This is a genomic window from Pelagibius sp. Alg239-R121, from assembly GCF_947331435.1.
Taxonomy (GTDB): Bacteria; Pseudomonadota; Alphaproteobacteria; order Kiloniellales; family Kiloniellaceae; genus Denitrobaculum.
In genome coordinates this window covers 184,146-206,996 of the sequence record NZ_CAMZOF010000007.1, presented here as the reverse complement: position 1 = coordinate 206,996, position 22,851 = coordinate 184,146, and the positions used below count along the sequence as shown (strand labels likewise).

19 protein-coding genes are annotated in these 22,851 nt (G+C 58.0%); 5 read left to right on the top strand and 14 right to left on the bottom strand.

Annotated elements, in window-relative coordinates:
- Positions 1 to 50: 50 nt before the first annotated feature.
- From QMZ18_RS22745 to QMZ18_RS22720, 6 genes are all read right to left on the bottom strand, one after another.
- Complete coding sequence (locus tag QMZ18_RS22745) at positions 51 to 1,037, bottom strand: TRAP transporter substrate-binding protein (protein ID WP_282608656.1); 987 nt, start codon at positions 1,035 to 1,037, stop codon at positions 51 to 53.
- A 68-nt stretch (positions 1,038 to 1,105) separates the two neighbouring features.
- The gene (locus QMZ18_RS22740; protein ID WP_282608655.1) at positions 1,106 to 1,858 is read right to left on the bottom strand and encodes an SDR family NAD(P)-dependent oxidoreductase; all 753 of its coding nucleotides are present in this window, start codon (positions 1,856 to 1,858) and stop codon (positions 1,106 to 1,108) included.
- 29 nt (positions 1,859 to 1,887) lie between these two features.
- Complete coding sequence (locus tag QMZ18_RS22735) at positions 1,888 to 3,582, bottom strand: thiamine pyrophosphate-binding protein (RefSeq protein ID WP_282608654.1); 1,695 nt, start codon at positions 3,580 to 3,582, stop codon at positions 1,888 to 1,890.
- Positions 3,579 to 4,208, bottom strand: coding sequence for a hypothetical protein (locus QMZ18_RS22730; RefSeq protein ID WP_282608653.1), 630 nt, complete (start codon positions 4,206 to 4,208; stop codon positions 3,579 to 3,581). The genes QMZ18_RS22735 and QMZ18_RS22730 overlap by 4 nt, the downstream gene beginning before the upstream one ends.
- A 20-nt stretch (positions 4,209 to 4,228) precedes the next feature.
- On the bottom strand, positions 4,229 to 4,546 hold the full coding sequence (locus QMZ18_RS22725; protein WP_282608652.1) for an NIPSNAP family protein: 318 nt from the start codon (positions 4,544 to 4,546) through the stop codon (positions 4,229 to 4,231).
- On the bottom strand, positions 4,543 to 6,012 hold the full coding sequence (locus QMZ18_RS22720; protein WP_282608651.1) for an NAD-dependent succinate-semialdehyde dehydrogenase: 1,470 nt from the start codon (positions 6,010 to 6,012) through the stop codon (positions 4,543 to 4,545). Before QMZ18_RS22720 ends, QMZ18_RS22725 begins: the two co-directional genes overlap by 4 nt.
- 143 nt (positions 6,013 to 6,155) lie before the next feature.
- Here QMZ18_RS22720 and QMZ18_RS22715 point away from each other — a divergent pair, with 143 nt between their 5' ends.
- Positions 6,156 to 7,004, top strand: a complete 849-nt coding sequence (locus QMZ18_RS22715) for an AraC family transcriptional regulator (RefSeq protein WP_282608650.1) — start codon at positions 6,156 to 6,158, stop codon at positions 7,002 to 7,004.
- A 417-nt stretch (positions 7,005 to 7,421) separates the two neighbouring features.
- On the opposite strand, the gene QMZ18_RS22710 is transcribed toward QMZ18_RS22715, so the two are convergent.
- Positions 7,422 to 8,207 carry a 3-methyl-2-oxobutanoate hydroxymethyltransferase gene (locus QMZ18_RS22710; RefSeq protein WP_282608649.1) on the bottom strand — a complete coding sequence of 262 codons (786 nt, stop codon included), beginning with the start codon at positions 8,205 to 8,207 and terminating at the stop codon, positions 7,422 to 7,424.
- Positions 8,207 to 9,253 (bottom strand): sterol desaturase family protein, encoded by a 1,047-nt coding sequence (locus QMZ18_RS22705; protein WP_282608648.1) that lies wholly within the window; start codon positions 9,251 to 9,253, stop codon positions 8,207 to 8,209. The genes QMZ18_RS22710 and QMZ18_RS22705 overlap by 1 nt, the downstream gene beginning before the upstream one ends.
- Before the next feature lie 152 nt (positions 9,254 to 9,405).
- On the opposite strand from QMZ18_RS22705, the gene QMZ18_RS22700 reads away from it, so the two are divergent.
- Both QMZ18_RS22700 and QMZ18_RS22695 read left to right on the top strand, forming a co-directional pair.
- Entirely contained in the window at positions 9,406 to 10,338 is a 933-nt protein-coding gene (locus QMZ18_RS22700) for a LysR family transcriptional regulator (RefSeq protein WP_282608647.1), read from the top strand.
- A 57-nt stretch (positions 10,339 to 10,395) separates the two neighbouring features.
- The gene (locus tag QMZ18_RS22695; RefSeq protein WP_282608646.1) at positions 10,396 to 11,565 is read left to right on the top strand and encodes a cytochrome P450; all 1,170 of its coding nucleotides are present in this window, start codon (positions 10,396 to 10,398) and stop codon (positions 11,563 to 11,565) included.
- Between the two features lie 21 nt (positions 11,566 to 11,586).
- On the opposite strand, the gene QMZ18_RS22690 is transcribed toward QMZ18_RS22695, so the two are convergent.
- A complete protein-coding gene (locus tag QMZ18_RS22690) occupies positions 11,587 to 12,576 on the bottom strand; it encodes a GlxA family transcriptional regulator (protein ID WP_282608645.1) in 990 nt (329 codons plus the stop codon).
- A gap of 100 nt (positions 12,577 to 12,676) precedes the next feature.
- On the opposite strand from QMZ18_RS22690, the gene QMZ18_RS22685 reads away from it, so the two are divergent.
- On the top strand, positions 12,677 to 14,134 hold the full coding sequence (locus QMZ18_RS22685; RefSeq protein ID WP_282608644.1) for a sulfatase-like hydrolase/transferase: 1,458 nt from the start codon (positions 12,677 to 12,679) through the stop codon (positions 14,132 to 14,134).
- Positions 14,135 to 14,143: 9 nt separating this feature from the next.
- Here the strand turns inward: QMZ18_RS22685 and QMZ18_RS22680 are convergent, their stop codons facing one another.
- The 3 genes from QMZ18_RS22680 to QMZ18_RS22670 form a co-directional block, all read right to left on the bottom strand.
- Positions 14,144 to 14,620 (bottom strand): GNAT family N-acetyltransferase, encoded by a 477-nt coding sequence (locus tag QMZ18_RS22680; RefSeq protein ID WP_282608643.1) that lies wholly within the window; start codon positions 14,618 to 14,620, stop codon positions 14,144 to 14,146.
- Positions 14,621 to 15,107: 487 nt separating this feature from the next.
- A complete protein-coding gene (locus QMZ18_RS22675; RefSeq protein WP_282608642.1) occupies positions 15,108 to 16,397 on the bottom strand; it encodes an ABC transporter substrate-binding protein in 1,290 nt (429 codons plus the stop codon).
- Between the two features lie 82 nt (positions 16,398 to 16,479).
- Positions 16,480 to 18,858: a DUF1989 domain-containing protein gene (locus QMZ18_RS22670; RefSeq protein WP_282608641.1), complete on the bottom strand. Its 2,379-nt coding sequence runs from the start codon at positions 18,856 to 18,858 to the stop codon at positions 16,480 to 16,482.
- A gap of 105 nt (positions 18,859 to 18,963) precedes the next feature.
- Here QMZ18_RS22670 and QMZ18_RS22665 point away from each other — a divergent pair, with 105 nt between their 5' ends.
- Complete coding sequence (locus QMZ18_RS22665; RefSeq protein ID WP_282608640.1) at positions 18,964 to 19,863, top strand: LysR substrate-binding domain-containing protein; 900 nt, start codon at positions 18,964 to 18,966, stop codon at positions 19,861 to 19,863.
- 10 nt (positions 19,864 to 19,873) lie between these two features.
- Here the strand turns inward: QMZ18_RS22665 and QMZ18_RS22660 are convergent, their stop codons facing one another.
- Both QMZ18_RS22660 and QMZ18_RS22655 read right to left on the bottom strand, forming a co-directional pair.
- The gene (locus QMZ18_RS22660; protein WP_282608639.1) at positions 19,874 to 21,364 is read right to left on the bottom strand and encodes an aldehyde dehydrogenase; all 1,491 of its coding nucleotides are present in this window, start codon (positions 21,362 to 21,364) and stop codon (positions 19,874 to 19,876) included.
- The gene (locus QMZ18_RS22655; RefSeq protein ID WP_282608638.1) at positions 21,357 to 22,847 is read right to left on the bottom strand and encodes a tripartite tricarboxylate transporter permease; all 1,491 of its coding nucleotides are present in this window, start codon (positions 22,845 to 22,847) and stop codon (positions 21,357 to 21,359) included. The genes QMZ18_RS22660 and QMZ18_RS22655 overlap by 8 nt, the downstream gene beginning before the upstream one ends.
- Between the last annotated feature and the right edge of the window lie 4 nt (positions 22,848 to 22,851).

Genomic DNA, 22,851 nt, shown 5'->3' with positions numbered 1-22,851 from the left:
ACCTGTTCTTGGGTTGACCGCCCCCAAAATAGAGGGGGCGGTCAGGATACCTATGTCAGTTCTTTTGCTTCCGCGCGCAGTGCCGCGATGGACGGTGCCTTGGCTTCCCATATGCCATTCCATTTGGTGACGGTATCACCAAAGAAGTCCGGCGCGGCTTCAGCCACATTGATCCCGGTTCCTTTGAGGTCATTCAGCCATTTCGGCTCAAACTCAACATATTGGGCAAACAGCCAATCAATCTGTTCAGCCACCGATTCCGACAGCATTTGCTTTTCGGAATCGCTCAGGGCGGCCCAGTAGCGGCCTGACACCACCGCAACCACCGGGAACATCATCTGACTGGTGATCGTAAGGTTTGGAGCCTGATCGTAAAGTTTGAGTTTCCAGGCCAGCTCCAGATCGATGTCCGCGCCATCGACCTGACCGTTTGCCAATGCATCGAACAGGCCCGGCAATGGCACAGGCGTCGGAGCGACATCCATCAGCTCGTAGAAATCGCGCAGCGGTGCGAAAGGTGTGATGCGGTATTTGCGCCCGGCGAGGTCAGCCGAAGTCAGGCCTGCCTCGCGTGAGATCAAGTGCCGCATACCGCCCAGCCCAAACCCGAGCCCCTTCATTCCCAATGAAGAATACTGCTCAAGCATTCCGGTCGCTGTCGGACCGGTCAGCAACCTGGACGCCTGGCTCACATCGGGCACCAGATAAGGTGTAAACAGCGCCGCCATATCGTCCAGACGGTTAGAGAATTCCGCCACTGTCAGGAACCCCATGTCCAGGCCACCGGACTGGATCTGCTGGATCATAGTCGCTTCGTTGCCCACCTGACCCGATGGGAACACCTGGGTTTCAAACTTGCCTCCGCTTTTCTCTGCCAGAGACACCCCCACCCGATCCATGGTCTGCGTCCAGAAGTGGCTGCCCGGCGTGATGGTCCCGATACGGAGCTTTTTTTCCGCGCCCGCCCTGACAATGCCCGGTGCGGCAAGAGCCGCTGCCGCCAACGATGTGGCCTTCAAAAAAGTGCGACGTTTCATTTGATTTCTCCCTTTTTGGTTTGATTGCCCGGTTTGGGTCGCTTGCCAGGTTTGGTTTGCTTGCCCGGTCAGTGAAAATATGCCCCGCCATCCACGACCAGCGTCTGGCCGGTCATGAAGGCTGCGTCCGGTGATGCGAGGAACGCCACTGCACCAACAATGTCTTCGGGAAGCTGATCGCGCGCGATCACCCGCGCCTTTTGCGAAATCTCCTGGAGCTTCTCGATCTGATGAGGGTTGGCCTTGACACCGTCAGACATGGTGAAGCCCGGTGCGACGCCATTCACGCGAATACCTGAGGCCCCCAGCTCCTTGGCCAGCGCCTTTGTCATTGCGTTGATCGCTCCCTTGCTGGCGACGTAGTGAAGCAGGTAGGGCACCCCCTTAAACGGGGTCCCCGAAGACATGTTCACAATCGTTCCACCCCCTTGTGCCTGCATGCTTGGCAACACTGCTGCCGTGACAAGCGCCTGGCCCATGACATTGACGTTCAAGACACGCTGCCATTCCTCGGGCGTGATTTCGGTGAATTCGGTCAGCTTAAGCGTGGAGTAGAGACCCGCATTGTTTACCAGAGTGTCTATGCGTCCAAAGGCGTTGAGAGCCTCGGCAACCATCGCCTTACAGGAATCCGAGTCTGAGATGTCACAGAACACGCCAACCGCCTCAGCTCCGGTTGCCGAGATCTCCGCAGCGGCTTCGGCCGCTCCCGAAACATCCGCAATCACGACGGCCGAGCCGTCTTGGGCAAACCGATCCGCGATGGCGCGCCCGATCCCCATGGCCCCGCCGGTTACGATGACGACATTTTTCCTGTCCAATGTTCTGTCTCCCTGTTTTCCGATCTCGCTCACGTGCGTGGTGAAGCGCGCCGAAGGTCTTCAATCGTTTGCGTTGGTGTGATCAGTTCCGGATCGACCTGTAGCTCAAGCAGGCTCGGTCCGTTAAATGCGCAGGCACGGTTCCAGGCATCCGCGAACTGATCCGTGCGTCGCACGGTCTCACCGTGGCATCCGTAGGATTTCGCCAGCATTGCAAAGTCGGGGTTCACCAGATCAGTCGCACTGACCCGACCTGGATAGTTCCGTTCCTGATGCATCCGGATTGTGCCGTACATTCCATTGTTTACGACGATCACGTTCAGATTAGCGCGATACTTCATTGCGGTCGCCAGTTCCTGACCGTGCATCAGAAAACATCCGTCGCCCGCGAAGCAGACAACCTGGCGGTCCGGGTGGGTACGGGCTGCAGCCACGGCTGCAGGCAAACCATAACCCATCGACCCGGAGATCGGCGCCAGTTGGGTACGGTGCTTGCGATAGTTCAGGAATCGGTGCACCCAGACCGTGTAGTTTCCCGCACCGTTGGTCACGATTGCATCATCCGGCAGAACATTTTTCAGGTGCTGCATAACCTCTGCCATCGCCAGGTCCCCGCGCCCCTCGGGCAGGGATGACCACGCGCGGTAATCGGCATTGCAATCCTCAACATAGGCCTGTCGTTCCGACAGATCATGCTCTGGTACAGCCTGGTCCAGCAGGGCGGCGACGGTTTCTGCGGCCGGGGCCGCCACACCTAGACCAGGTACGTAAACTCGACCGATTTCATCCGGATCCGGGTAGATGTGAATGAGCTTCTGAAGCGGTTTCGGTATGTTGATCAGGCTGTAGCCGCTGGATTCCATCTCGCTGAACCGAGTGCCCAGCAGGATCAGCAGGTCAACCGACCTGATCCGTGCGGCGAGCTTGGGATTGATCCCGATGCCGGCGTCCCCCGCGTAGCAAGGATGCCTATTGTCGAAAAAGTCCTGACATCGGAACGATGCGGCAACCGGGACTGCCCATTTGGCGGCGAAGGCCTGTAGATCCTGACGAGCTTGATCTGACCAAGCGCCTCCGCCGACGATGATCATCGGGTTTGAGGCTGCCGCCAATGTGCTAAGCAGGGATCGGACGTCGGCATCTGTGGGAGCGGCCACAGCCGGGCGGGCCGCAGCCAGCTTCGGCGGGATCACATCCGTCAACTCGACCAACATGTCTTCGGGAAGCGCCAGCACCACGGGGCCGGGACGTCCGGACATGGCGACGTGAAAGGCACGCGACACCATCTCGGCCATCCGCTGTGGACTGTCCACCTCAGCCACCCATTTGGCGACCTGTCCGAACATCCGGCGATAATCGATCTCCTGAAATGCTTCGCGTTCGCGCATACCGCGCGCCACCTGCCCGACAAACAGGATCATCGGCGTCGCATCCTGACGAGCGATGTGCAACCCGGCAGAGGCATTGGTCGCGCCCGGCCCCCGCGTGACCATGCAAATGCCCGGGCGGCCCGTCAGCTTGCCATAGGCTTCCGCCATCATTGCCGCGCCGCCTTCCTGACGGCAGACGGTGATGTCAACCTCGGGGGCATCGGTCAGGGCATCCAGCACGGCCAGATAGCTTTCGCCGGGTACCAGAAAGCACTGCTCGACCTCTTGCTGGCGCAGACAGTCAACCAGACACTGCGCACCGGTAAGGGACTTAATTTGGAGCGGCACATTCACAGGGATAGCCCAATCTCGCCGAAATTGCGGTAACTCTGGGATTTGGGTTTTGCGCGGTCTTCCTCATTTTCGTAGTGGATCGAGGATTTTCCTCGCAGCGCATCCGGCAGAACCATCACGCGGATGAACCGGCTCTGGATCGCATGATCGGCCTGAGCGAAAACCGGCAAAGGACCAACTTCAAACCACGCGCCGCCGGGTCCGAATGAGGTGGATTGACCACCAGTGTCAATCCTGATCGCACCCTCGCGCAGGCAACGGATACCCGGGCCCTGATGGGTGTGCAGCATTGCCGTGCCCGAGGGCGGGAACGCAACACTGTCAAGCCGCAGAAAACTACCGGGTCCCGCCAGATTCTCCGGGATTTCGCCAGAGAGTTTTTTGGCGGTTTGCCGTGGACCTGTAGCAGGCAGCGCATCGGACAGATCCCAACGCCACAGCGATGCGCCCTCAGCTCCCGCCACCAGCGTCACCGGCCCGTCGGCAACGAACCCCTCGTCACAGGAATGCACCTTTCCTTCGACGGTGACTTCCCCTGCGGTCACATAGATCGCCCGGGCAATGGTATCGCCGAACGCAGCCTGTTGACCATCTGAAAGGTTGTCTTCAAACAAATGCAATTCCAACGGTACTCTCCCCTAAAACGCTAGGCTCGTTCTTGCATGAACGACGCAGGCAGCAGCAGTTTGTTTTCCTGATACCGGACCAGCGGCCGGATTTTTTTGACGTAGTTTGTCCAATCGGGGTCGCGGACCAGCGCCTTGCGTCGGGTCTGACGGTCTTCTAGGCCGCTGTAGGACCACAGGTGCACGATCTGGTTCTGAGGACCGAATTCAACCTGATAATATCCAAGAAGATTGCCCAGAATTCGGGTCTGAACGGCCAGACCTTCGGCCTCATACAGCTTCAGATACTCAGGAACCTTGCCAATATGCAGTGTATAGATGCGCTCTTCGACGATCATGACGCAGCCTCCAGGCCTGCAAGGCAGATGTATTTCAGCTCGGTCCAGTCCTCGATGCCGTATTTCGATCCTTCGCGCCCGATGCCGCTTTCCTTGACACCGCCGAAGGGGGCGACCTCGGTGGAAATGAGCCCGGTGTTGACGCCGACAATGCCGGTTTTCAGGGCATCTGCGACGCGGAAAATCCGCCCTACATCGCGGCTGTAAAAGTACCCGGCCAGGCCATAGGGCGTGTCGTTCGCCATCTCGATGGCATCCTGTTCGTCGCGAAAGCTGGTGATTGCGGCAACCGGACCGAATACCTCTTCGTGAGAGATATCCATGGCTGGCGTAACACCCGTCATAACCGTCGGCTGGTAATAAGTACCGCCGGCGGCGTGACACTGGCCGCCGAGGTGGAGCGTCGCGCCTTTCTCAGTTGCATCCGCGACCAGCCGCTCGACCTTTTCCAACCCGCGCGTGTCAATCAGAGGGCCTTGACTTACGTTTTGTTCAAGGCCGTGGCCGACCTCGATATCCTGTGCCCGCGCGCACAGTGCTTCGACGAATTTGTCGTGAATGCTCTCCTGAACGAAAATGCGGTTTGCCGCGATACAGGTTTGGCCGGCATTGCGGAACTTGCAGATTTGCGCACCGTCAAGAGCCGCCTCGATATCGGCGTCGTCGAACACGATGAATGCAGCGTTGCCGCCGAGCTCAAGACTCACCTTCGTCAGATCACCAGCGCAGTCGCGCATCAGCTGCTTGCCGACGGCTGTTGAGCCGGTAAAACCGATCTTGCGCACGAGGGGGCTGTCGATCAGAGCTTTGCCAATTTGCGGAGCTTCTTCCCGGCCACCGGTGACAACATTGAACACGCCGGCGGGAACGCCCGCCTGTTCCCCCAGCGCGGCGATTGCCAGCGCGGACAGCGGCGTGGCTTCGGCGGGTTTCAGGACCATGCAATTGCCGGCTGCAAGCGCGGGCGCGGCCTTGCGCGTCACCATCGCCGACGGAAAGTTCCACGGCGTAATGCCGCCAACCACGCCAAGCGCATTCCGAGTGACAAGAATGCGCGCGTCGGTACGGTGCGAGGGGATAATATCCCCGTACAGCCTGCGACCTTCTTCGGCGAACCAGCTGAAGAAACTGGCAGCATACTCGATCTCAACACGTGACTCGCTCAAAGGTTTGCCCTGTTCGAGCGTCAGCAACCTAGCGAGGTCTTCTGCATTGGCGCGCATCGCTGCGGCCCATGCCTGTAGAACAGTCGCCCTGTCGACAGCCGTCCGGCGACTCCAACCTTCGAATGCAGCCTGCGCTTTGGCAATCGCTTCAGTGGTTTCAACCGCGCCCATGCGCGGCACCGTTACCAGAGTTTCACCGGTTGCAGGGTCAAGAACGTCAAGACGATTACCTGAATTGGCGGCCACCCATTGTCCGCCGACATAACCTTCAGATTTCAGAAATTCAGGCAATTGGGCCAAAGTGTCGTTCCTTTTCGTTCGCGTGCCGCAGCACTTGTTTGTCGAACTCAGGATGACACGCCCTCATTCTGTGGTCTTTGCCCCGCCGTCGTGCTATTTACCTTTTTGTCCGATTATTTCGCGACATATGCCAAAGGGATACGATGGCCGACGCATTGGGAATTGTCGTAGGGGCGTTTGGGCGGGTCGCCCTGTTGTCGGCGACGGAGCCGGTTCTGGATCACGCCCATTCCCAGGTTCACGCGCTCATCAAACTTTCCGGTCCCGACACGATCTATAGCGTCAACGGGAAAAGCGCGAGCCTCACCGATACGCAGGTGGTGCTGGTCAATCCCTGGGTCGTGCATTCCAATCAGCGGCCTACTGGTGTCGAACCGACGGTCCTGCTGGCGCTCTATATCGACACGCTCTGGTTCGGCGAGCATGGGGTGAAAATTCTGGCAGGTTCCAAAAACCTGCCCTTCTTAAAAGCAACGGCGACCGTCAGTTCCCAGCTACAGGAACAAGCTGCGCAACTCGCCTATCAGATGGTGGATTTGCACAGCGATGAAGAGCAATTCGATACATTGCTGCGCGATCTGGTCTGGTCTGTCCTGCAATGCTCAAACACCGATGTTATGTCGGCGCAGAGTACGGATCGTTCGTTTGTAAGCGACCATCGGATTCGAAAGGCGATCAAGGCATTTCGTCAGGAACCTTCCAAAGAACTGGATCTGAACGACGTTGCACGTGCCGTGGGACTGTCGCGGTCACAGTTTTATGCGCGCTTTCGCCAATGCACCGGTCTTTCCCCGCGCACTTATCTGGACACCCTGTGCTGTGAACGCGCCTCTCACCTTCTCAGCGATCCCGGCGTTACGATTGCGGAAATTTCCGAGCGATTGGGGTTTTCCGCTCAGGGGCATTTTACGAGGTTCTTCAAATCCAAAACAGGCGTGTCCCCCAACAACTTTCGGATGGGACATATAGAGGTCGGGCGTGTGCTTAGATAATGGTTCGGTCGTTTCACCCGAACGAGAACCGAAGCTAAAAGGCAGTCACCACACTTCGCACACTGGATCTCCGGCTTGGAACCGGGAACGCGCCTTCTACGCGCTTATGCTCAATTTCATATGACTAAACCAAACACCATTCAAATCGCTGCGCGCTGGACTTTCTAAAGCGGTCTCAAATCTCCGATCCTGTGTTTCCCTCGGCAAAATGCACAGAATACGGTCATTGTGTTGAGCAACTAAAAGGCCGTCTTTGCCCGCTGATAAAACTTATACAAGTTGCGTGATAAAGGCCTGCTGTTCTCGTCTGCCCTGTCGGTACCCTTGGGTCCTCCGACGACCGGTCTTCTAACATACCATCCGGCTGCCTGACCGAAGTCGACCCCGAATTCATACAGATTGAGGGCGATTCTCGCTTTAGCCAATCTTACTCAAGAGGGTCTCAAAGTCCGCATCCGCCATCGGCACCGTATGCCCGGCTTCGGGAAAGGCGCCGTCTTTGACATCCGCGAGGTATTCGCCATAAGCGGCAACCCGCTCCACCTGAAGCCGGTCACGCTCCGCGGCAAAATTACGATAGACCTTTGCATGCCGCGGAATATGGCCACGGTTCTCGCCCAGAAGATCGGCGGAAAAAAGATACTGCACGTCACAATCCAGTCCCGAACCGAGTGAGATCGTAAGGAGGGAAACACGGCGGGTAATTTCGGCGGCCAGGCGCGCGGGCACGACCTCAATTTCGACGGCAAAGGCGCCAGCGCTTTCGAAACTGCGCACTTCAGAATAGACCTGCAGAGCCTGCTCTGCGGAACGCCCGACAGCGCGCATACCACCTACCCAAGTCGCTTTTGGCGGTACCAAACCAACGTGTGCGATCACCGGAACACCTTCGCGAGCAAGGATCTCGACGATCTGCGGGCTCATGGCACAGTAGATCGAGTCGGCACCTGCCTCCATGGCGCGCATGGCGTCTCTGAGCGCTTCTTCAGCCGACGCATGGCACCCCCACGGCAAACCGAACTGGAAGTGCGTGTCCACCGCTGCTGCCGGGAAACTCTGGGTTTCAGGGCGGAAAGCGGTACCGATCATATCCATGCCGGCAAGCGCCGCTGCCGCCGCCTCTTCTTCCCGGGCAACCTGCACGAATGCGAGCCTGCGCTTGCCCTTTGCTTCCAGCAGGTCCTTTACCGTCAGCTTGGGCATCATGCCTCTCCCAGCGCGCGCCGGCGCCGTCCGCGAAGACGCTCGTGGGCTTCGCTCGTGCCATCGTGGAAGGAGCCGAACCACTTGTCCCAGGGCATTTCCAGACCGCCGTAATTGCACTCGAAGTAGCGGTGGTGCATCTGGTGATGGAAAGTGCCCAGCGACAGGCGGTTCTTGTCCTTGACCACAAGTCCTTCGAAGCCGGTATGCGTCGTCGCAGCCGTCAGGGTGAAGTATTGCAGATGATAGATGATGTGCAGCGGGTGGGCCGCCACCACCCAGTGAATCAGCACCGTGCCGAGGTACAGCACGTGTTCGATCGGATGCATCGACATTCCCGACCAGGGCCCCACATTGGTGTTCCGGTGATGCAACGCGTGCGCAATCCGGTAGAGCGGCGGCCAGTGTAAAAACCGGTGCACCCAGTAGAAGTAGAAAGATTCCCAGAGCGGCACGAGTAGGAAAAGCAGGACGAACCAGACCGGGCTCTCGCTCCAGGCCAGGGTGGGAACGTAGCCGTTGGCCATGCCCCACATCATCAAGACCTCGTAAGCCGACCAGATGGTCACCCCACTGGCGCAGCTCCAGAACATGTTGTCCAGAACCTGGTTCTTGAAGGTGAAGCTGTTGTTATCGGTCTTCAGTGCTCGCGCATCGTAGCGCCGGACATCACCCTGCTTGCGGAAGACAAAGAAGTAGAGATGCAGGCCGCCGGCGACCAGAAACATCAGGCCCAGGTTACGGGCCCAGATCTGGGCGATCCATCCAAATGCCAAGTCCCGGCAGTCTTCTAGAGCCGGATGCAGATAGAACCATGAGATCGCCGCGAGTCCGACAATGATCAGGCGCTCGGAAACCGGGAACCAGGACTTCCAGATCCAGCTGAAGATCGCGAGTGGCCGTACAGGCCACTGAAACATTGGCGAGACCTGGAGCGGCAGGTCCGGGCGGTAGTTCCACTTGCTGCCGCGCTTTTCCCTGCGCACCGCAGACGTCGCTGTGCGATTGACGTCCGAGGTGGCGTCTGCGGTTAGCTGTTCGCTCATAGATTTCACTCCCACAAGCATGCCGCCTTCTTTCCGAGCGGCGCTTCGATCTGCTTCGAGCTTAACCCAAGCGCAAAAGATCGGAATAACGCTATTTTCTGGATCTATTCCTCATTTTTTCCGATGATTGGCTTTTCACGGGAGACTCTGCAATGGCACCCAGCCTCAAAGCCTTGCGTTACTTTCATACGGCCCTGGAGCACAACAGCATCTCCAGAGCCGCCGAAAGCCTCAATGTCGTGCCTTCCGCCGTTTCCGCGGCCATCGAACAGGTGGAGCAGGATTTCGGATTGCAGCTGGTCACCCGTATGCCTTCAAAAGGTATCCAGCCGACGGCCACGGGCAAGCTGCTGCTGGTAAAGGTCCGTCATCTGCTCGAGGAGTACGAGAATCTGATCGCAGAAGGCGGTGACCTCAGGACGGCGCTGACCGGCAGCCTGAACGTCGGCTATTACGCTCCCGTTGCGTCGGCCTTCCTGCCGGCGATCTCCGCGCGCCTGACAAAGGACAGCAACGCAATTTCGCTGCGGTTTCACGAGTGCGACAACGAAACGGCACAGGCCGGGCTGCTGAACGGCACCTATGACGTCATCCTCTTCGTGTCCGAGGACCTGAAACCGGGTATCGACTGCGCCCCGCTGATCACCGTACCACCCTATGCACTGGTCGCCCGTGATCATAAGCTTGCAGGCAGGAAGAGCATCGCACCAACCGATCTGAGCGAAGAACCCCTGGTTCTTTTGGACCGACCTTTCGCCGGCGAATACTACCGCAGCATATTTACACAGGCTGGCCTGACACCGCGTATCGCCGCTACGGGAACGACCCATGAAATGGTGCGCGGTCTGGTCGGCGCCGGTGTCGGCAGCGCCATCTTGAACATGCGGCCCATGACCGAAGTCAGTTATGCGGGCGACCTCCTGCGCTGTATTCCCCTCTCGTCGGAGGTCAGGCCGCTGCAGCTGGTGATGGGCTACCTGCCGGGCAATCCCCGGCGGCTGGTCAAAGCTTTCATCGGAGAATGCCAGCAGTATTTTGCATCAAAGCTCGCGCAGCGGCTGATCGTGACACCGAAATCAGCTTGAATTAAACGCTTAACATGTGAAGGATTAACCGACTTCTTCAACCGTAGGAGAACAACTATGTCCGACGCCCCGGTCTATGAGATCGATTTGCAGGACTTTTGGCAGGACCCCTACCCTGATCTTAAGGTCATGCGGGCAGACTGCCCCATCGCCCGTGTCCCGCAGTTGGGCGCCACGCTCTTCACCAAACGTGACGACATCGCCGTCTGCGAAAAGAATGTCGAGGTGTTTTCCTCGGATCAGCCCGGCGGACTAATGAACGTCCTGATGGGCCAGAACATGATGCGCAAGGACGGTGCTGCGCATATGGCCGAGCGCAAGATCTTCTTCCCTGCCGTCTCGCCAAAGGCAGTGCGTCAGGTCTGGACCAGTCAATTTCAGGCTCATGCCGAACGTCTGCTGGACGAGCTGGTGCCTGAAGGCGCAGCTGATCTCTTCTCCGGCTACGCCCTGCCCCTCAGTGCCGAGGCCCTGAAGTCCATGACCGGCCTGACCAACATGCGTTTCCAGGATATGGATGCCTGGAGCCAGGCCATGATCGACGGCATCGCGAATTACGCAGGCGATCCGGATATCGAAGCGCGATGTCATGCCGCCACCGCTGGAATCGATGCCGCCATCGACGACATGATGCCGGTGGTCCGCGAAACACCCAACCACAGTCTGTTGTCGGTCATGCTGGCGGGTGGCATGCCAATGGAGAACATCCGTGCCAACATCAAGCTGACGATCTCAGGTGGCCAGAACGAGCCGCGCGACGCCATCCTCGGCTGCATCTGGGCGCTGCTGACTCACCCGGATCAACTGGCGCTGGTGCGCGAAGGTAAAGCGTCCTGGAGTCAGGCCTTCGAGGAATACTGCCGCTGGATCTCCCCCATCGGCATGTCGCCGCGCAGGATTGCCCAGGAACATGACTACGGCGGTGTGCGGTTCGATCCGGAAGAACGAATCTTCTTCATGTTCGGATCGGCCAACCGGGACGAGGCTCACTTCGAGACACCGGAAGGATTCGAAGTATTACGCGACAATCAGATGAGCATGCCCTTCGGTGCCGGCCCGCATTTCTGTGCCGGCGCAGCTGCGTCGCGTAGCCTTGTAGCGGGTGTCGCTCTGCCGATGTTCTTCGAACGGCTGAAAGATCTCGAAATCGATGAGACAGACCCGGTACGCATTGGAGGCTGGGCATTCCGCGGCCTTCTGAACCTGCCGGTTACTTGGCGTCTTTGAAGCCACCTCGCATACGTAGAGTCATGCGGTGTCCGTTGAGCTGTTGACGATCCCGGCACTTTTCGGATCCCGGCGAAAGGCGATTGGCGTGTCATTGAATCTGGCTTTGAAGGCCGCCGCAAAATACGCCGAAGTGCCGAATCCGCACAAGCCGGCGATGTCCGTCACGGTAAAGCGGGTGTTCGCCAACAGGCTTTTCGCACGCTCCAATCGGGCGTTCAGATAAACTTCTTTCGGCGCGCACCCAAACAGCAGATGGCAGATACGATTGAGCGAACGCTGTGGAACAGACAGCCGCGCACACAGCTCTTGAATTGAAAGCGGCGCTTCGATGTTTTCCTCGATCAGTCCCAAGAGCTGCTCGCCTACGAGCTCGGCATCGGATGTCTGCTCATGAACCAGGATGTCCCGCTGATGACGAACGGCCTGAGCCGGTTTCAGCAAGATCATCCTCCTGACCTTCTCGGCAAGTGTCAGGCCATGACGTTCCGACAGAAAGTACAGGATCATATCAGTGACGCTGTCGCCGCCGGAGCAAGTCCAGATCCTGTTGTCGACGACAAAGGGTCTGGTCGTAAACCGCGCATTGGGGAACGTTCGCTGTAGCGCAACTATCTCGCTCCAGTGCGCCGCACAACTGCCGCCGTCAAGCAACCCGGTCGCGGCAACTGTCCAAACCGCGGACGCCAGCGAACACACCGTTCCGCCATGACGATGATGGGTGCGTAGCCAGGCCAGCAGATCCTGCGATGCACTGTCAGACCTGTTCCAGGTCCCTGAACAGAGAATGACGCTGTCGATCCTCGAAGTTTCGTGAAAAGCTGCTGATGGCGTTATCTGCGTTCCGTTGGAGGAGGACACGACGCTGCCGGACGAGGCGACGACCTTCGTCGCGTAGACTGCTTCACCCAAAGCCTCGTTCGCAAAACGGAACATCTCGCTGGCAACTGCGTAACCAAACAAGGAAAAGCGATCGGCGATGAAAAAGGCGATGTCGTAACGCGAAATCATGACTGGCAAGTTATCGATGTTTTTTGGCCAATTCCAGATAAGTCAGTCTCGGCAATCCGGTTATCTTCAATGCATCCAGTAGTGAAGGATCATTGCCGTCATGAGTTCAATCCCATCCCGTCCTAATATCTTGCTCGTCGTCGCAGACCAGATGACACCCTTCCTGGTCGGGGCCTGCGGATACGCTGGCGCCAAGACCAAAAACCTGACGGCCTTGGCCGAGCGCGGCGTTCAATTCACCAATGCCTACACACCCAGCCCGATCTGTGTGCCGGCAAGGTCCTGTCTGATGACCGGACAATACATGTCCAGAACCGGTTGCTATGATAATGGCGACCCCTACCACAGCTTTATTCCGACCTTCGCCCACTACCTGACGAACGCGGGATACGAAGCGGTCCTAACAGGAAAAATGCACTTCATCGGGGCGGACCAGTTGCACGGATTTCAGCGCCGTCTGAACACCGACGTCTATCCCGCCGGATTTATCTGGTCCTATCCGCTTCCCGACGAGAACAGTGCCGAGGCTTTCGACTTCACATCGCAGTACCGCAGCCAGAATATCGGCTCGGGGTGGAGCACCGAACTTCAGTACGACGAAGAAACCCACCTGCGGGCTCTGGAATATTTACGGAACGCACCGGATTGCCCGTTCATGCTAACCGTTTCCTACACCAACCCGCATCCGCCTTATGTCGTCCCGAAGAAATACTGGGAACTCTACAAAGATGTGGAGGTCCCGCTGCCTCACTATCCCGACAATATGGAGGCCTCCTACTCCGACCTGGATCGCGCGCTGATCCGCTGGTACGGCCTGGACCGGAACAGCATCCGGGATCCGGAACACTTGATCGCGATGCGGCGCGGGTTTTTGGCGCTAACGCATTACGTCGATGACAAGCTGGGCGAGTTACTGGAGGTCCTGGAAGAAACCGGCCTCGACGGCAACACGCTGGTCATCTTCACGGCCGACCACGGCGAGATGCTCGGCGAGAAGGGCATGATCCAGAAACGCAGTCTATATGAGTGGTCGACACGGATTCCGATGATCGCCGCAGGTCCCGGAATCGCCAAAGGAACCGTTGATACGCCGGTTTCGCTGCTGGATCTTCCAGCGACCTTTCTGGATATCGCCTCGGTCGAACCGGTCACGCCAATGGATGGCAGATCCCTGCTTTCCGCGCTTCAGGGCGGTGATATCGAGATCATTCCGGTCATCAGCGAGTACCATGGCGAAGGCATCATGCGGCCTTGCTTCATGGTCCGAAAAGGGCCGTGGAAGCTCATCTACATCCACGGATCCGAGCCGCAGCTTTTCAAGCTCGACGAAGATCCCGGAGAGTGGAATAACCTCGCTGGACAGCGAAACTACGCGAGGGTGCAGGAGGAACTGACCAGCCTGGTGACTGGCGGGACCTTCGATGTTGAGTTCATCCAACGGGAAATTTGGTCCCGCCTCGCCCAAAAGCAGGTCGTGAACGAGGCCATGGCCAAAAACGGAACCTATTGGGATTATGTCGTCAGGGATGACGCCGCGCGGAAATACGTGCGGAATTAGCATCCAATCTTAGAGCTCCAAGGTCATGAATTCGCTATAGGGATCCACTACATAATTCCCGAAGGGATCGCACGTCTCGAAACCGAAGCTGGCGTAGAGCTTACGCGCCGCAGCGAAGGACTCCATGGAACCAGTCTCCAGGCTCAATCTGCCATAACCCTGACGTCGCGCTTCGGCCATCAGATGCTCCATCAAATTACGCGCCACGCCACGTCCGCGCGCAGCCTCCGCCGTATGCATCGATTTGATTTCGCCGTGCCCAGGTTGCCCCTCAACTGCATCCAACGCTTTTAACGCCACGCAGCCCATCAGAGTCCCGCCGTCCCACGCGCTCCAGAAGGTGATATCGGGCGCGCGCAGTTCATCCAAATCGAGAGCATGCGTGCTCTCCGGTGGTGATTGGCCGGCAGTGAAATCCAGATGGTTTTGGAGGAGACCGGCGATGGCTTCGCCAGTGAGGTCGTCTTCGCGTATAGAAAACTTCATACTTATCCGCTCTAAGCAAAACACAAAATTTCGGCGGTATTACAACAGCAGACCTGAATCCGCACGGCGCTTTGACAGCCGTAAATCTGCGAGCCGTTACAGCGGGATCATTTAAGAATTCCGGGAGGACCTTGTTCAATGGAAATCTGCATCTGAAGTCCTAGAAAATCCGATCGAACGAGATCTATTCGATCTATCTTCTCTACCTGTCGAGTCCGCCGGGGATGTGATTGCGTATGGTTTCAGCTTTTACTGGATCGGCATCAGGATACCAGTTTTTCTTGGGATCGCGCCTCTCGTGTCCGTCGCTGGACAATGTCCAACACCCAAAAACAAAAAACACCGAAAACGCGCCTAGAATTATAAAATGCAAAGGTATAAATAACCCGAACAACTCCATGTTTGTTATTTACCTCTCTATGTTTTTCAATCCATATGTTATTATAAATAGGGCGTAATTATCGAATTTTCAACCATTAATACTATCTTATATTTCACCACTATCTCTTCCAGACAAGTGCTGCTCAATTCTCTGATCCCACATCTGGCCGAAGCCGCGCATGTGACGTAGCAGGATTTCACCGTGCTGATCCCACCAATCGAGGATGGAACGGAACTCGACCACGCGGGCGCGGCCACGCTGGATTTCGACGACAGGCCAGGAGCCGACCAAGGCATGATCGATGCCGAAGAGTTCCTTACCCCACCAGCGCGCTTCGCCGAAAACGTTACGGCCCAGGCCGCCGGTGCGCATGGCGGTAAGCACGGGCAAAGCTTCGACCGTCTGGGCGCGCTCGACGGCGCCGCGCCAGATTTCCAGGATCGAGAAATATTCCCAGGGCACCGCGCTCCACTCGCCGGGATATCGGCGGTTAAATTCAGCGTAGAACTCGTTGGGGCGGGTGAACATGATGCGCGGGTCGTTGAGCGCAGGGTCGTCGAAATCGGGGAACTGGAAGACGAAACCTTCCATGAATTCCTCGCTGGTCTTGGCCACCAGCGATGCGTAGTTGTCGCAGGTGCAGGACAGGATCTGCCCCTTGAAGCCCTTGCGATAGGCCGCCTCGGTCAGCGCATGGACGAAGGGTTCGTAGGCCGTATCCCAGCAGAGGATGTCAGGCTGCTTGTCCAGAAGCACCTCGACCATCGCGTCCACATCTTTAAGGGCACCAGGGAAAAGGATTTCCTCGACCACCTGGATACCTGCTGCCTCGAAGGCCGCCCGATAGGTCGCGACCGAGGGCAACCCCAGTGCATCCTTCTGAGCACAGATCGCCGCGGTCTTAAGGTGCGGACGGTTTTCGGCCAACCAGTCAACGCCGGTAACCACATAGATCGGATGCACTTCACAGGGTGCGATCAGATACGGCGTGTCGGGTGAGAGGTCGCTGGGTAGCAGCGTAGTGGCAAGCGTCTTGGTGCGGGTCAGAAACTCGGTGATGGCAGGCATTGTGTCGCCGCCGAGAGTCAGGATCAGCCGGACTTCTTCGGAGTTGACCAGCATTTTTGCGCCGATCGCCGCGCGGGCCGGATCATACTGGTCATCGTAGGCGGCGATCTCGACAGGATAGCGGCGGTCACCGACCTGCAGCCCGCCGCCCGCGTTCAGCCAGTCCGCCCAGATCAGGCTGGCATGGAATCCGGGCAAGCCCCAGGAGGAGGCATCGCCGGTAAAAGGCGCCATAACGCCAATCTTGACCGCTTCCCGGCTTTTGACGTTGGATTTCGGCATGGCGGCGGAAACTGCCAAATCCGCGCCGAAGCGATAGGTACTCATAAACTCAACTAACCAAATTCACAGGCTAGCCAGATTAGAGCACAGCCACGCTCTTTGAAACCATTTGCCCCGGCAGAAGAGATTACGCTGCTTCGTAGTTGCCCTTGACCCGCTCCTTGGTCGGGTCGAAGTGCGGGAAGCCCACGACCTTGGCCGGAATGCGTTTCTGCAGGCCGTCGAGCTGCCCGACCTCAACTTCCACGCCAATCTCGGAATGGACTGCATCCATGCGGCAGAGCGCAATGACCTTGCCCAGCAAGGGAGAGCGAACGGCGGAGGTGATCTCGCCCACCTGGGCGCGCCCGATCCGAACACAGTCTCCAAGCCCGGGCACCAGGTTGCCTTCCAGCTCCAGCCCGACCAGCTTCTTCACAGGATGTTCTTTGCGTTCGGCGATGGCGTCTCGGCCGATGAAGTCGTCGTTCTTGGACTTCAGGGGCACGGTGAAACCAATCCCCGCCTCGAAGGGATTGGTCTGATCGGAAAATTCGTAACCGGCAAAGATCAGGCCTGCCTCAACCCGAACCATATTGAGAGCCTCGAGCCCAAAGGGCGAGATACCATAGGGCTCACCGGCCTGCCAAACGGCATCAAAAACCTCTTCCGCAGCCTTGGGATGGCAAAAGATTTCGAATCCCAATTCACCGGTGTATCCCGTGCGCGAGACCACCACCGGCGTACCGTGAAAATCGTTCAAACGGCCGATCGAGAACCGAAACCAAGGCAGTTCCTCGATAGTCGGTTGTGTCGGCGGCGTCCAGATGATTTCTTTGAGGATGTCGCGGCTTTTCGGTCCCTGAACGGCGATATTGTGCAGTTGATCGGTCGAGGACTTCACCCAGACATCAAGACCGTGCTTTTCGGCCTGCTCGCGCAGCCAGATTCCCGACGTCTCGCAGCCTCCGATCCAGCGGAAATTGTTTTCGCCGAGCCGGAACACAGTGCCATCGTCAATCATACCGCCGTGCTCGTAGCAGATCGCGGTGTAAACCACCTGCCCCACCGCGAGTTTCTTGATGTTGCGGGTCATGCACATCTGCAACAGCGTTTCGGCGTCGGGGCCGAGCACCTCAAATTTGCGCAGGGGGCTGAGATCCATCACCACTGCCTTCTCACGGCAGGCCCAATATTCTTCGAGCGCGCCGCGGCCGGTGAAATCATTGGCCAGCCAGTAGCCGTTGTATTCGGTGAAGTTACGGGTGTGTTTCGCAAACCGCTCGTGGAAGCCGGTTTTTTTGGTCATTTGAACGTCGGCGTCGGCGGTCATACGAAATCCTATCGATCGCTGAAAGTCTTCCTTGGCATCATAGACCCGGGTCTGGATGTCAGTTGGATTCCAGCCGTTGGCAGGATCGACATCGCAAGGACAGGCGGTCGAGACACAAAGCAGGTCGGTTAAGGCACGCAGAAGCACATAGTCACCGGGCCTGGACCAAGGGTCGTCCATCCCGATGGCATTGGCGTCATCGAGCATTGTGTTGAAAAAGAAGTTGATGGCCGGCCAGCCGCCACGGGGCGGCACGCCGTAGTTCTCAAGTTCGGTATTTATGTTATCCGAGCAGTTGAGATGACCTGGATAGCCCATATCGTCGTAATAGCGCGCAGTGCAGGCCAACCCGAAGGTGTCATGACGGCCGCAGGTATCCTGGACGATCTCCACCAACGGTACCTGGTCTTGAGAATAGTACTTCGCGAAGAGCCCGGGTGCCGGATAGAGAGACCCCATCAGACTGCGTGTCGTGGTCGGATCTATATCAGCGACCCGCCCTTGTTCGATCGCGCGCAGATCGAAAGCCTGAAAATCCGAACACTCCCTACCCTGCACATCGAGGATCTGAATGAATTGACCAGCCTTGACCTCGTAGGCCTGGGCTTCACCAGGCTGAATGTTGAAGTCCGTCAGGGGATCGGCCAGCGGATCCGGAGCTGAACGCCGTTGCTTGAGAAATTTCGGATTTGCGCGCTTGATGTAGAGCACGATTTCGGTGGGCGGCGTCTGCGCATCGACGGCCATGGCTTCACCGGGTGCAGCAGCGATCAACAGGCCGTCACTGCTTGTCACGAAGCTTTTGCTGTCTCCGGCTCTTGAGTTTTGCTCAAACAGGCGTAAGGCCTGTGCCTCGCCGAGATCGAAGCCCCCAGCATCGAGCGCTTTTCGAACCCGCTGCGCCGAGAACTCCCTGCCGCCCAGGATGCGCTGAAGTCCCACGGGAGCAACTGCGCCTTCGGCGCCGAGCATCGCGACGTCAGACCGGCCATTCCCATCGAAAAACACGATTTCGCAAGGCTGAAGACCTTCGCGGTCAACCAGAGTAATTTCGTCGCCGGCTTCTATGGGAACGGCCCGCGAACCACCGCCGGGTACAGGATGCCGTTCGACGCCGGGCGGCAGCACCGGAAGACCCGGCACCAAAATCGTTCCACGGGTCGCAGGCGCTTCGAACCTTGGCATTATCGTCATTTCGACCGAGTCCCCGAATCAAGAATGGCTCTATCATTGCAATTGAAGCTTGACGCGGAGGCCTTGTGAAGAAAAATTGCTTAAGGCTTAGGGCCAAGAAAAGTTATGCGAAATAGCCACAAACACTTACCGCCTCTGGATTATTTGATCGCTTTCGAGGCGGCGGCGGCGCTTGGCGGCTTCACAGCCGCGGCAAACTCACTAAATGTCAGCCAGGCCGCGGTGAGCCGCAAGATCCGCCTGCTCGAGCAGAATTTGGGCCAGGATTTGTTTGTCCGGACCCATAGGGCCGTGCATCTGACCCCTGAAGGCGAGGCCTACCGCCGCATCGTTGCCCGCGCCCTCGACCAACTCGCCGACGCCTCTCGGGATATCCGCAAAGCGCAAACTTCAGCGCGTGTGACCATTGCGGCGACCAACTCGATCGCCACGCTCTGGCTGATGCCGAGGATTCAATCCTTCCGAGAAGCCTATCCCGACATTGAGATCAAACTGATTTCCTCTGATGACGACGCCGACTGCCTTGCAGCGGATGTGGACCTCGCCATCCTGCGTGGCGAAGGCATTTGGGAAGGATTTATGGCTGAGAGGCTGCTGGACGAGGAGGTTTATCCCGTTGGTGGAACCTCGCCGGCAAGCAGGGTACCTCAAGGCACACGCCCCGAAGACCTCGCCAGTTGCACTTTGATTGACGTTGCGAGCCATCACGAGGAATGGCTGGACTGGCGCGGTTGGTTCGCCGCCGTCGGAGTCCCGTTTCCCGACAGCGTCCAGTATCTAACCGTCAATACCTACCCGCTGGCAGTTCAAGCGGCGAGCGATGGGCTAGGCATAGCCCTGGGATGGCGCCATCTGGTAGACGACCACCTTAAGGAAGGCAAGCTCGTGCGGCTGCTGGAAGAATCGGTTCGTACCGAGTCCGGCTACTATCTGCTCACGCCCCGTATCAAAGCATCAAATCCTGACCGGGAAGCATTTGCAGGATGGCTGACTTCAGGTTCGTAAGCCCATCGGATTAAGCCAGGGCTATCCAGGCAGTCTTCAAATTGCTGTATTTTTCAAGCGCATACAGCGACTTGTCATGACCGTTACCCGATTGCTTGGTACCACCGAGCGGAACTGTCATATCGGCACCGCCGTAGGTATTGACGTGAACCACACCTGCCCGGACCGCACGCACCATCCGATGCGCCCTGGAGAGGTCAGAGGTCCAAACAGCGGCTGCCAGGCCATAGCTCGTGCCGTTGGCCAGCGCGACCGCTTCTTCTGCATCCTGGAAACGTTGCACGGCAAGGACCGGACCAAATACCTCTTCCTGTGCCAGCGTCATATCTGGCGTGACCTCATCGAAGATCGTCGGCTGCAGGTAACTGCCGCCGGTCTCTTCAAGGATCCTGGCTCCACCGGTCACAAGATGAGCCCCTTGTGACTGCGCACTTTCGATACAGAGCAGATCGCGGTGCAACTGGGCGTCGTTGGAAACAGCCCCCATCTCCGTGCCCAGATCCAGCGGATCACCGACCCTGATCTTTTCGGCGTACGAAACGAGCTTTTCGACGAAGGCATCGTGGATAGAGTCCTCGACCAAAAGCCGGGAGCCTGCGACACAGACTTGACCGGCATTCCGAAAGATCCCGAAAGCGGACACCTTAGCGGCTTTTTCCAGATCCGGCGCATCGGCAAAGACGATGTTCGGTGACTTGCCGCCCAGTTCCAGATACACGCGCTTCAGGTTCGAGCGTGCGGCGTAATCCAGCAGACGCCGCCCCACACCGCCCGACCCGGTAAAAACCAGAGCATCCACGTCCATATGCAAACCTAAGGCCTCGCCTACGACCGGGCCTTCACCGGTCACTACATTGAGCACTCCGTCCGGGAGTCCCGCTTCTGCAGCGAGTTCGGCCAGACGCAGCAACGTCAAAGATGCAGTCTCCGGTGGCTTCAGCACGACAGAGTTTCCCGCCGCGAGCGCCGGGGCCAGCTTCCAGGCGCCGATCATCAAAGGGAAATTCCAGGGCACAACCGCACCCACTACGCCCAAGGGTTCGCGATGGATCAGCCCCAGGACGTCGGGGCCGCTGGGTGAAATCTCGCCGTAGACCTTGTCGATAGCTTCCGCGTAGTAGCGGAAGGTCCCTGCAGCACTGCCTGGTTCGGCCTTGTAGGCCATGGAGATTTCGGTGCCGTTGTCGCGCACGCCAAGAACCGCAAGCTCCAGTGCGTGAGCTTCCACAAGGTCTGCCAGGCGCAGCAGAACCTTCTTGCGATGAACCGGTGGTGCGTTGGACCACCTGCCCGATTCAAAGCTGCGTCTTGCGGCGGCAACCGCCATGTCGATATCTGCGGCGGAGCCCCTGGCGAGGCTGGTCAAATGACCGCCGTCGATCGGACTGACGACGTTCAGGCGATCGACACTCTCTCTATTGCACCACTTACCATCAATAAAATGCCTCTGCGGCGGTATGGTAGTCTTGCGTTCCCGGTCGATCGCAAGCTGATCAAGCATGAAGGCTCCTGGAAATTCTGCGTTCGCGGATCAGGCCCGCGATGTGAAATAGGAGTGCGAGCACGATGATGGCAAAGAGCGTGCCGGACACCGGCCGGTCGATAAAGTCTAGCGGGCTGTCGACCCGGGCCATTGAGGCACGGAACTTGTCCTCCATGATCCGGCCCAGAACCATTCCCAGAATAATCGGAACGATTGGCCAGTTGAGATGACGCAGCGCAAGCCCGATCAGTCCAAAAACCGCCGCGATCGCGCAATCGGTCAGGCTATTCCGCAGGGAGTAGACACCAACCAGGCTGAGCGTCATGACAATGACGCCCAGGATCCGGTTGGGAATTTTGATCACCTTGATCAGGCCATTGGTGGCGAGCAGCAGAAAAATCAGAACCACGCAGTTGATCACCAGGAGCACGACAAAGAGGCTGTAGAAGAAGCCCGACTGGGTTTCGAAGAAGGATGGCCCAGGTATCACACCGTGCACGTAGAAGACTGAAAGCATCATGGCGGTCAGCGCCTCGCCCGGAATACCGAGGGCCAAAAGAGGAATCATGGCAGCAGCGGGAACGGCGTTGTTTGCCGATTCCGACGCGATCAAACCTTCCGGCGAACCTCGGCCGATCAGCTCTGGCTGCTTTGAGGTCTTCTGAGCGTAGGCATAGGAGAAGAATTGCGCTGTGAACTCACCGACCCCCGGAATCATTCCCATGATCACGCCGAAGCCAGAAGAAACCGCAGCTAGGCGCTTATGGCGCAGGATCTCACCAAACCCAGACAGCCGACTCCCTGTCACATCAGGAAGCTTCGCCTGCTGTCCGCGATCGCCCAGCAGAAAGTAGGCCTGGGAAAGAGCGAACAATCCCAGAATAACCACGATCAGATCGAAGCCGGAATTGAGCCAGGATTGATCGAAAGTGAACCGTTTAGAGTAGCGTACCGCTTCTAAACCCACAGTGTTGAGAAACATGCCGAAGCAGAGCAAGGCCGCGGCGATCATGGTCTGTCCCCGGTGGGCCAAAACCACGCAGATGACACCGAGCAACGCGGCCATGAAAATATCCCGCGAGCCGAACAAAGGCGCGATGCTAGCCAGCACCGGGCTTAATGCCAACAGGCAGAAGATTGAAAAAACCGCACCGAAGAACGATGCGCTATAGGCCAGGGACAGGGCGCGGCGCGCTTCACCTCTCTGGGTCATAGGATAGCCGTCATAGGTGGTCAGTGCGTTGACCGCGGTCCCCGGCGTATTGATCAGGATAGCCGGCAATGCGCCGCCATACATGGAGGAGCCGTAGATTCCCAGCAACAGTGTCAGGCCGACGATGGGCTCGAATTGAAAGGTGGCCGGCAGGAGGATGGCAATGGCCACGGCCGGGCCCACACCTGGAATCGCCCCGATGATCACGCCGCCGATCGCCCCCACGGCAAGTGCAATAAAGACGTCCAGGCGCAAGATCTGTTCGGCGATTGCAGCAAGGAGTTCCATGTCG

What these genes read in the sequence shown, in the direction of transcription:
- QMZ18_RS22690 (WP_282608645.1), bottom strand. Translation starts at nt 12,576, where the DNA reads ATGATTTCGCGTTACGACATCGCCTTTTTCATCGCCGATCGCTTTTCC.
- QMZ18_RS22700 (WP_282608647.1), top strand. Translation starts at nt 9,406, where the DNA reads ATGGCACCCAGCCTCAAAGCCTTGCGTTACTTTCATACGGCCCTGGAG.
- QMZ18_RS22655 (WP_282608638.1), bottom strand. Translation starts at nt 22,847, where the DNA reads ATGGAACTCCTTGCTGCAATCGCCGAACAGATCTTGCGCCTGGACGTC.
- QMZ18_RS22670 (WP_282608641.1), bottom strand. Translation starts at nt 18,858, where the DNA reads ATGACGATAATGCCAAGGTTCGAAGCGCCTGCGACCCGTGGAACGATT.
- QMZ18_RS22685 (WP_282608644.1), top strand. Translation starts at nt 12,677, where the DNA reads ATGAGTTCAATCCCATCCCGTCCTAATATCTTGCTCGTCGTCGCAGAC.
- QMZ18_RS22725 (WP_282608652.1), bottom strand. Translation starts at nt 4,546, where the DNA reads ATGATCGTCGAAGAGCGCATCTATACACTGCATATTGGCAAGGTTCCT.
- QMZ18_RS22745 (WP_282608656.1), bottom strand. Translation starts at nt 1,037, where the DNA reads ATGAAACGTCGCACTTTTTTGAAGGCCACATCGTTGGCGGCAGCGGCT.
- QMZ18_RS22705 (WP_282608648.1), bottom strand. Translation starts at nt 9,253, where the DNA reads ATGAGCGAACAGCTAACCGCAGACGCCACCTCGGACGTCAATCGCACA.
- QMZ18_RS22680 (WP_282608643.1), bottom strand. Translation starts at nt 14,620, where the DNA reads ATGAAGTTTTCTATACGCGAAGACGACCTCACTGGCGAAGCCATCGCC.
- QMZ18_RS22660 (WP_282608639.1), bottom strand. Translation starts at nt 21,364, where the DNA reads ATGCTTGATCAGCTTGCGATCGACCGGGAACGCAAGACTACCATACCG.
- QMZ18_RS22715 (WP_282608650.1), top strand. Translation starts at nt 6,156, where the DNA reads ATGGCCGACGCATTGGGAATTGTCGTAGGGGCGTTTGGGCGGGTCGCC.
- QMZ18_RS22665 (WP_282608640.1), top strand. Translation starts at nt 18,964, where the DNA reads ATGCGAAATAGCCACAAACACTTACCGCCTCTGGATTATTTGATCGCT.
- QMZ18_RS22710 (WP_282608649.1), bottom strand. Translation starts at nt 8,207, where the DNA reads ATGCCCAAGCTGACGGTAAAGGACCTGCTGGAAGCAAAGGGCAAGCGC.
- QMZ18_RS22695 (WP_282608646.1), top strand. Translation starts at nt 10,396, where the DNA reads ATGTCCGACGCCCCGGTCTATGAGATCGATTTGCAGGACTTTTGGCAG.
- QMZ18_RS22675 (WP_282608642.1), bottom strand. Translation starts at nt 16,397, where the DNA reads ATGAGTACCTATCGCTTCGGCGCGGATTTGGCAGTTTCCGCCGCCATG.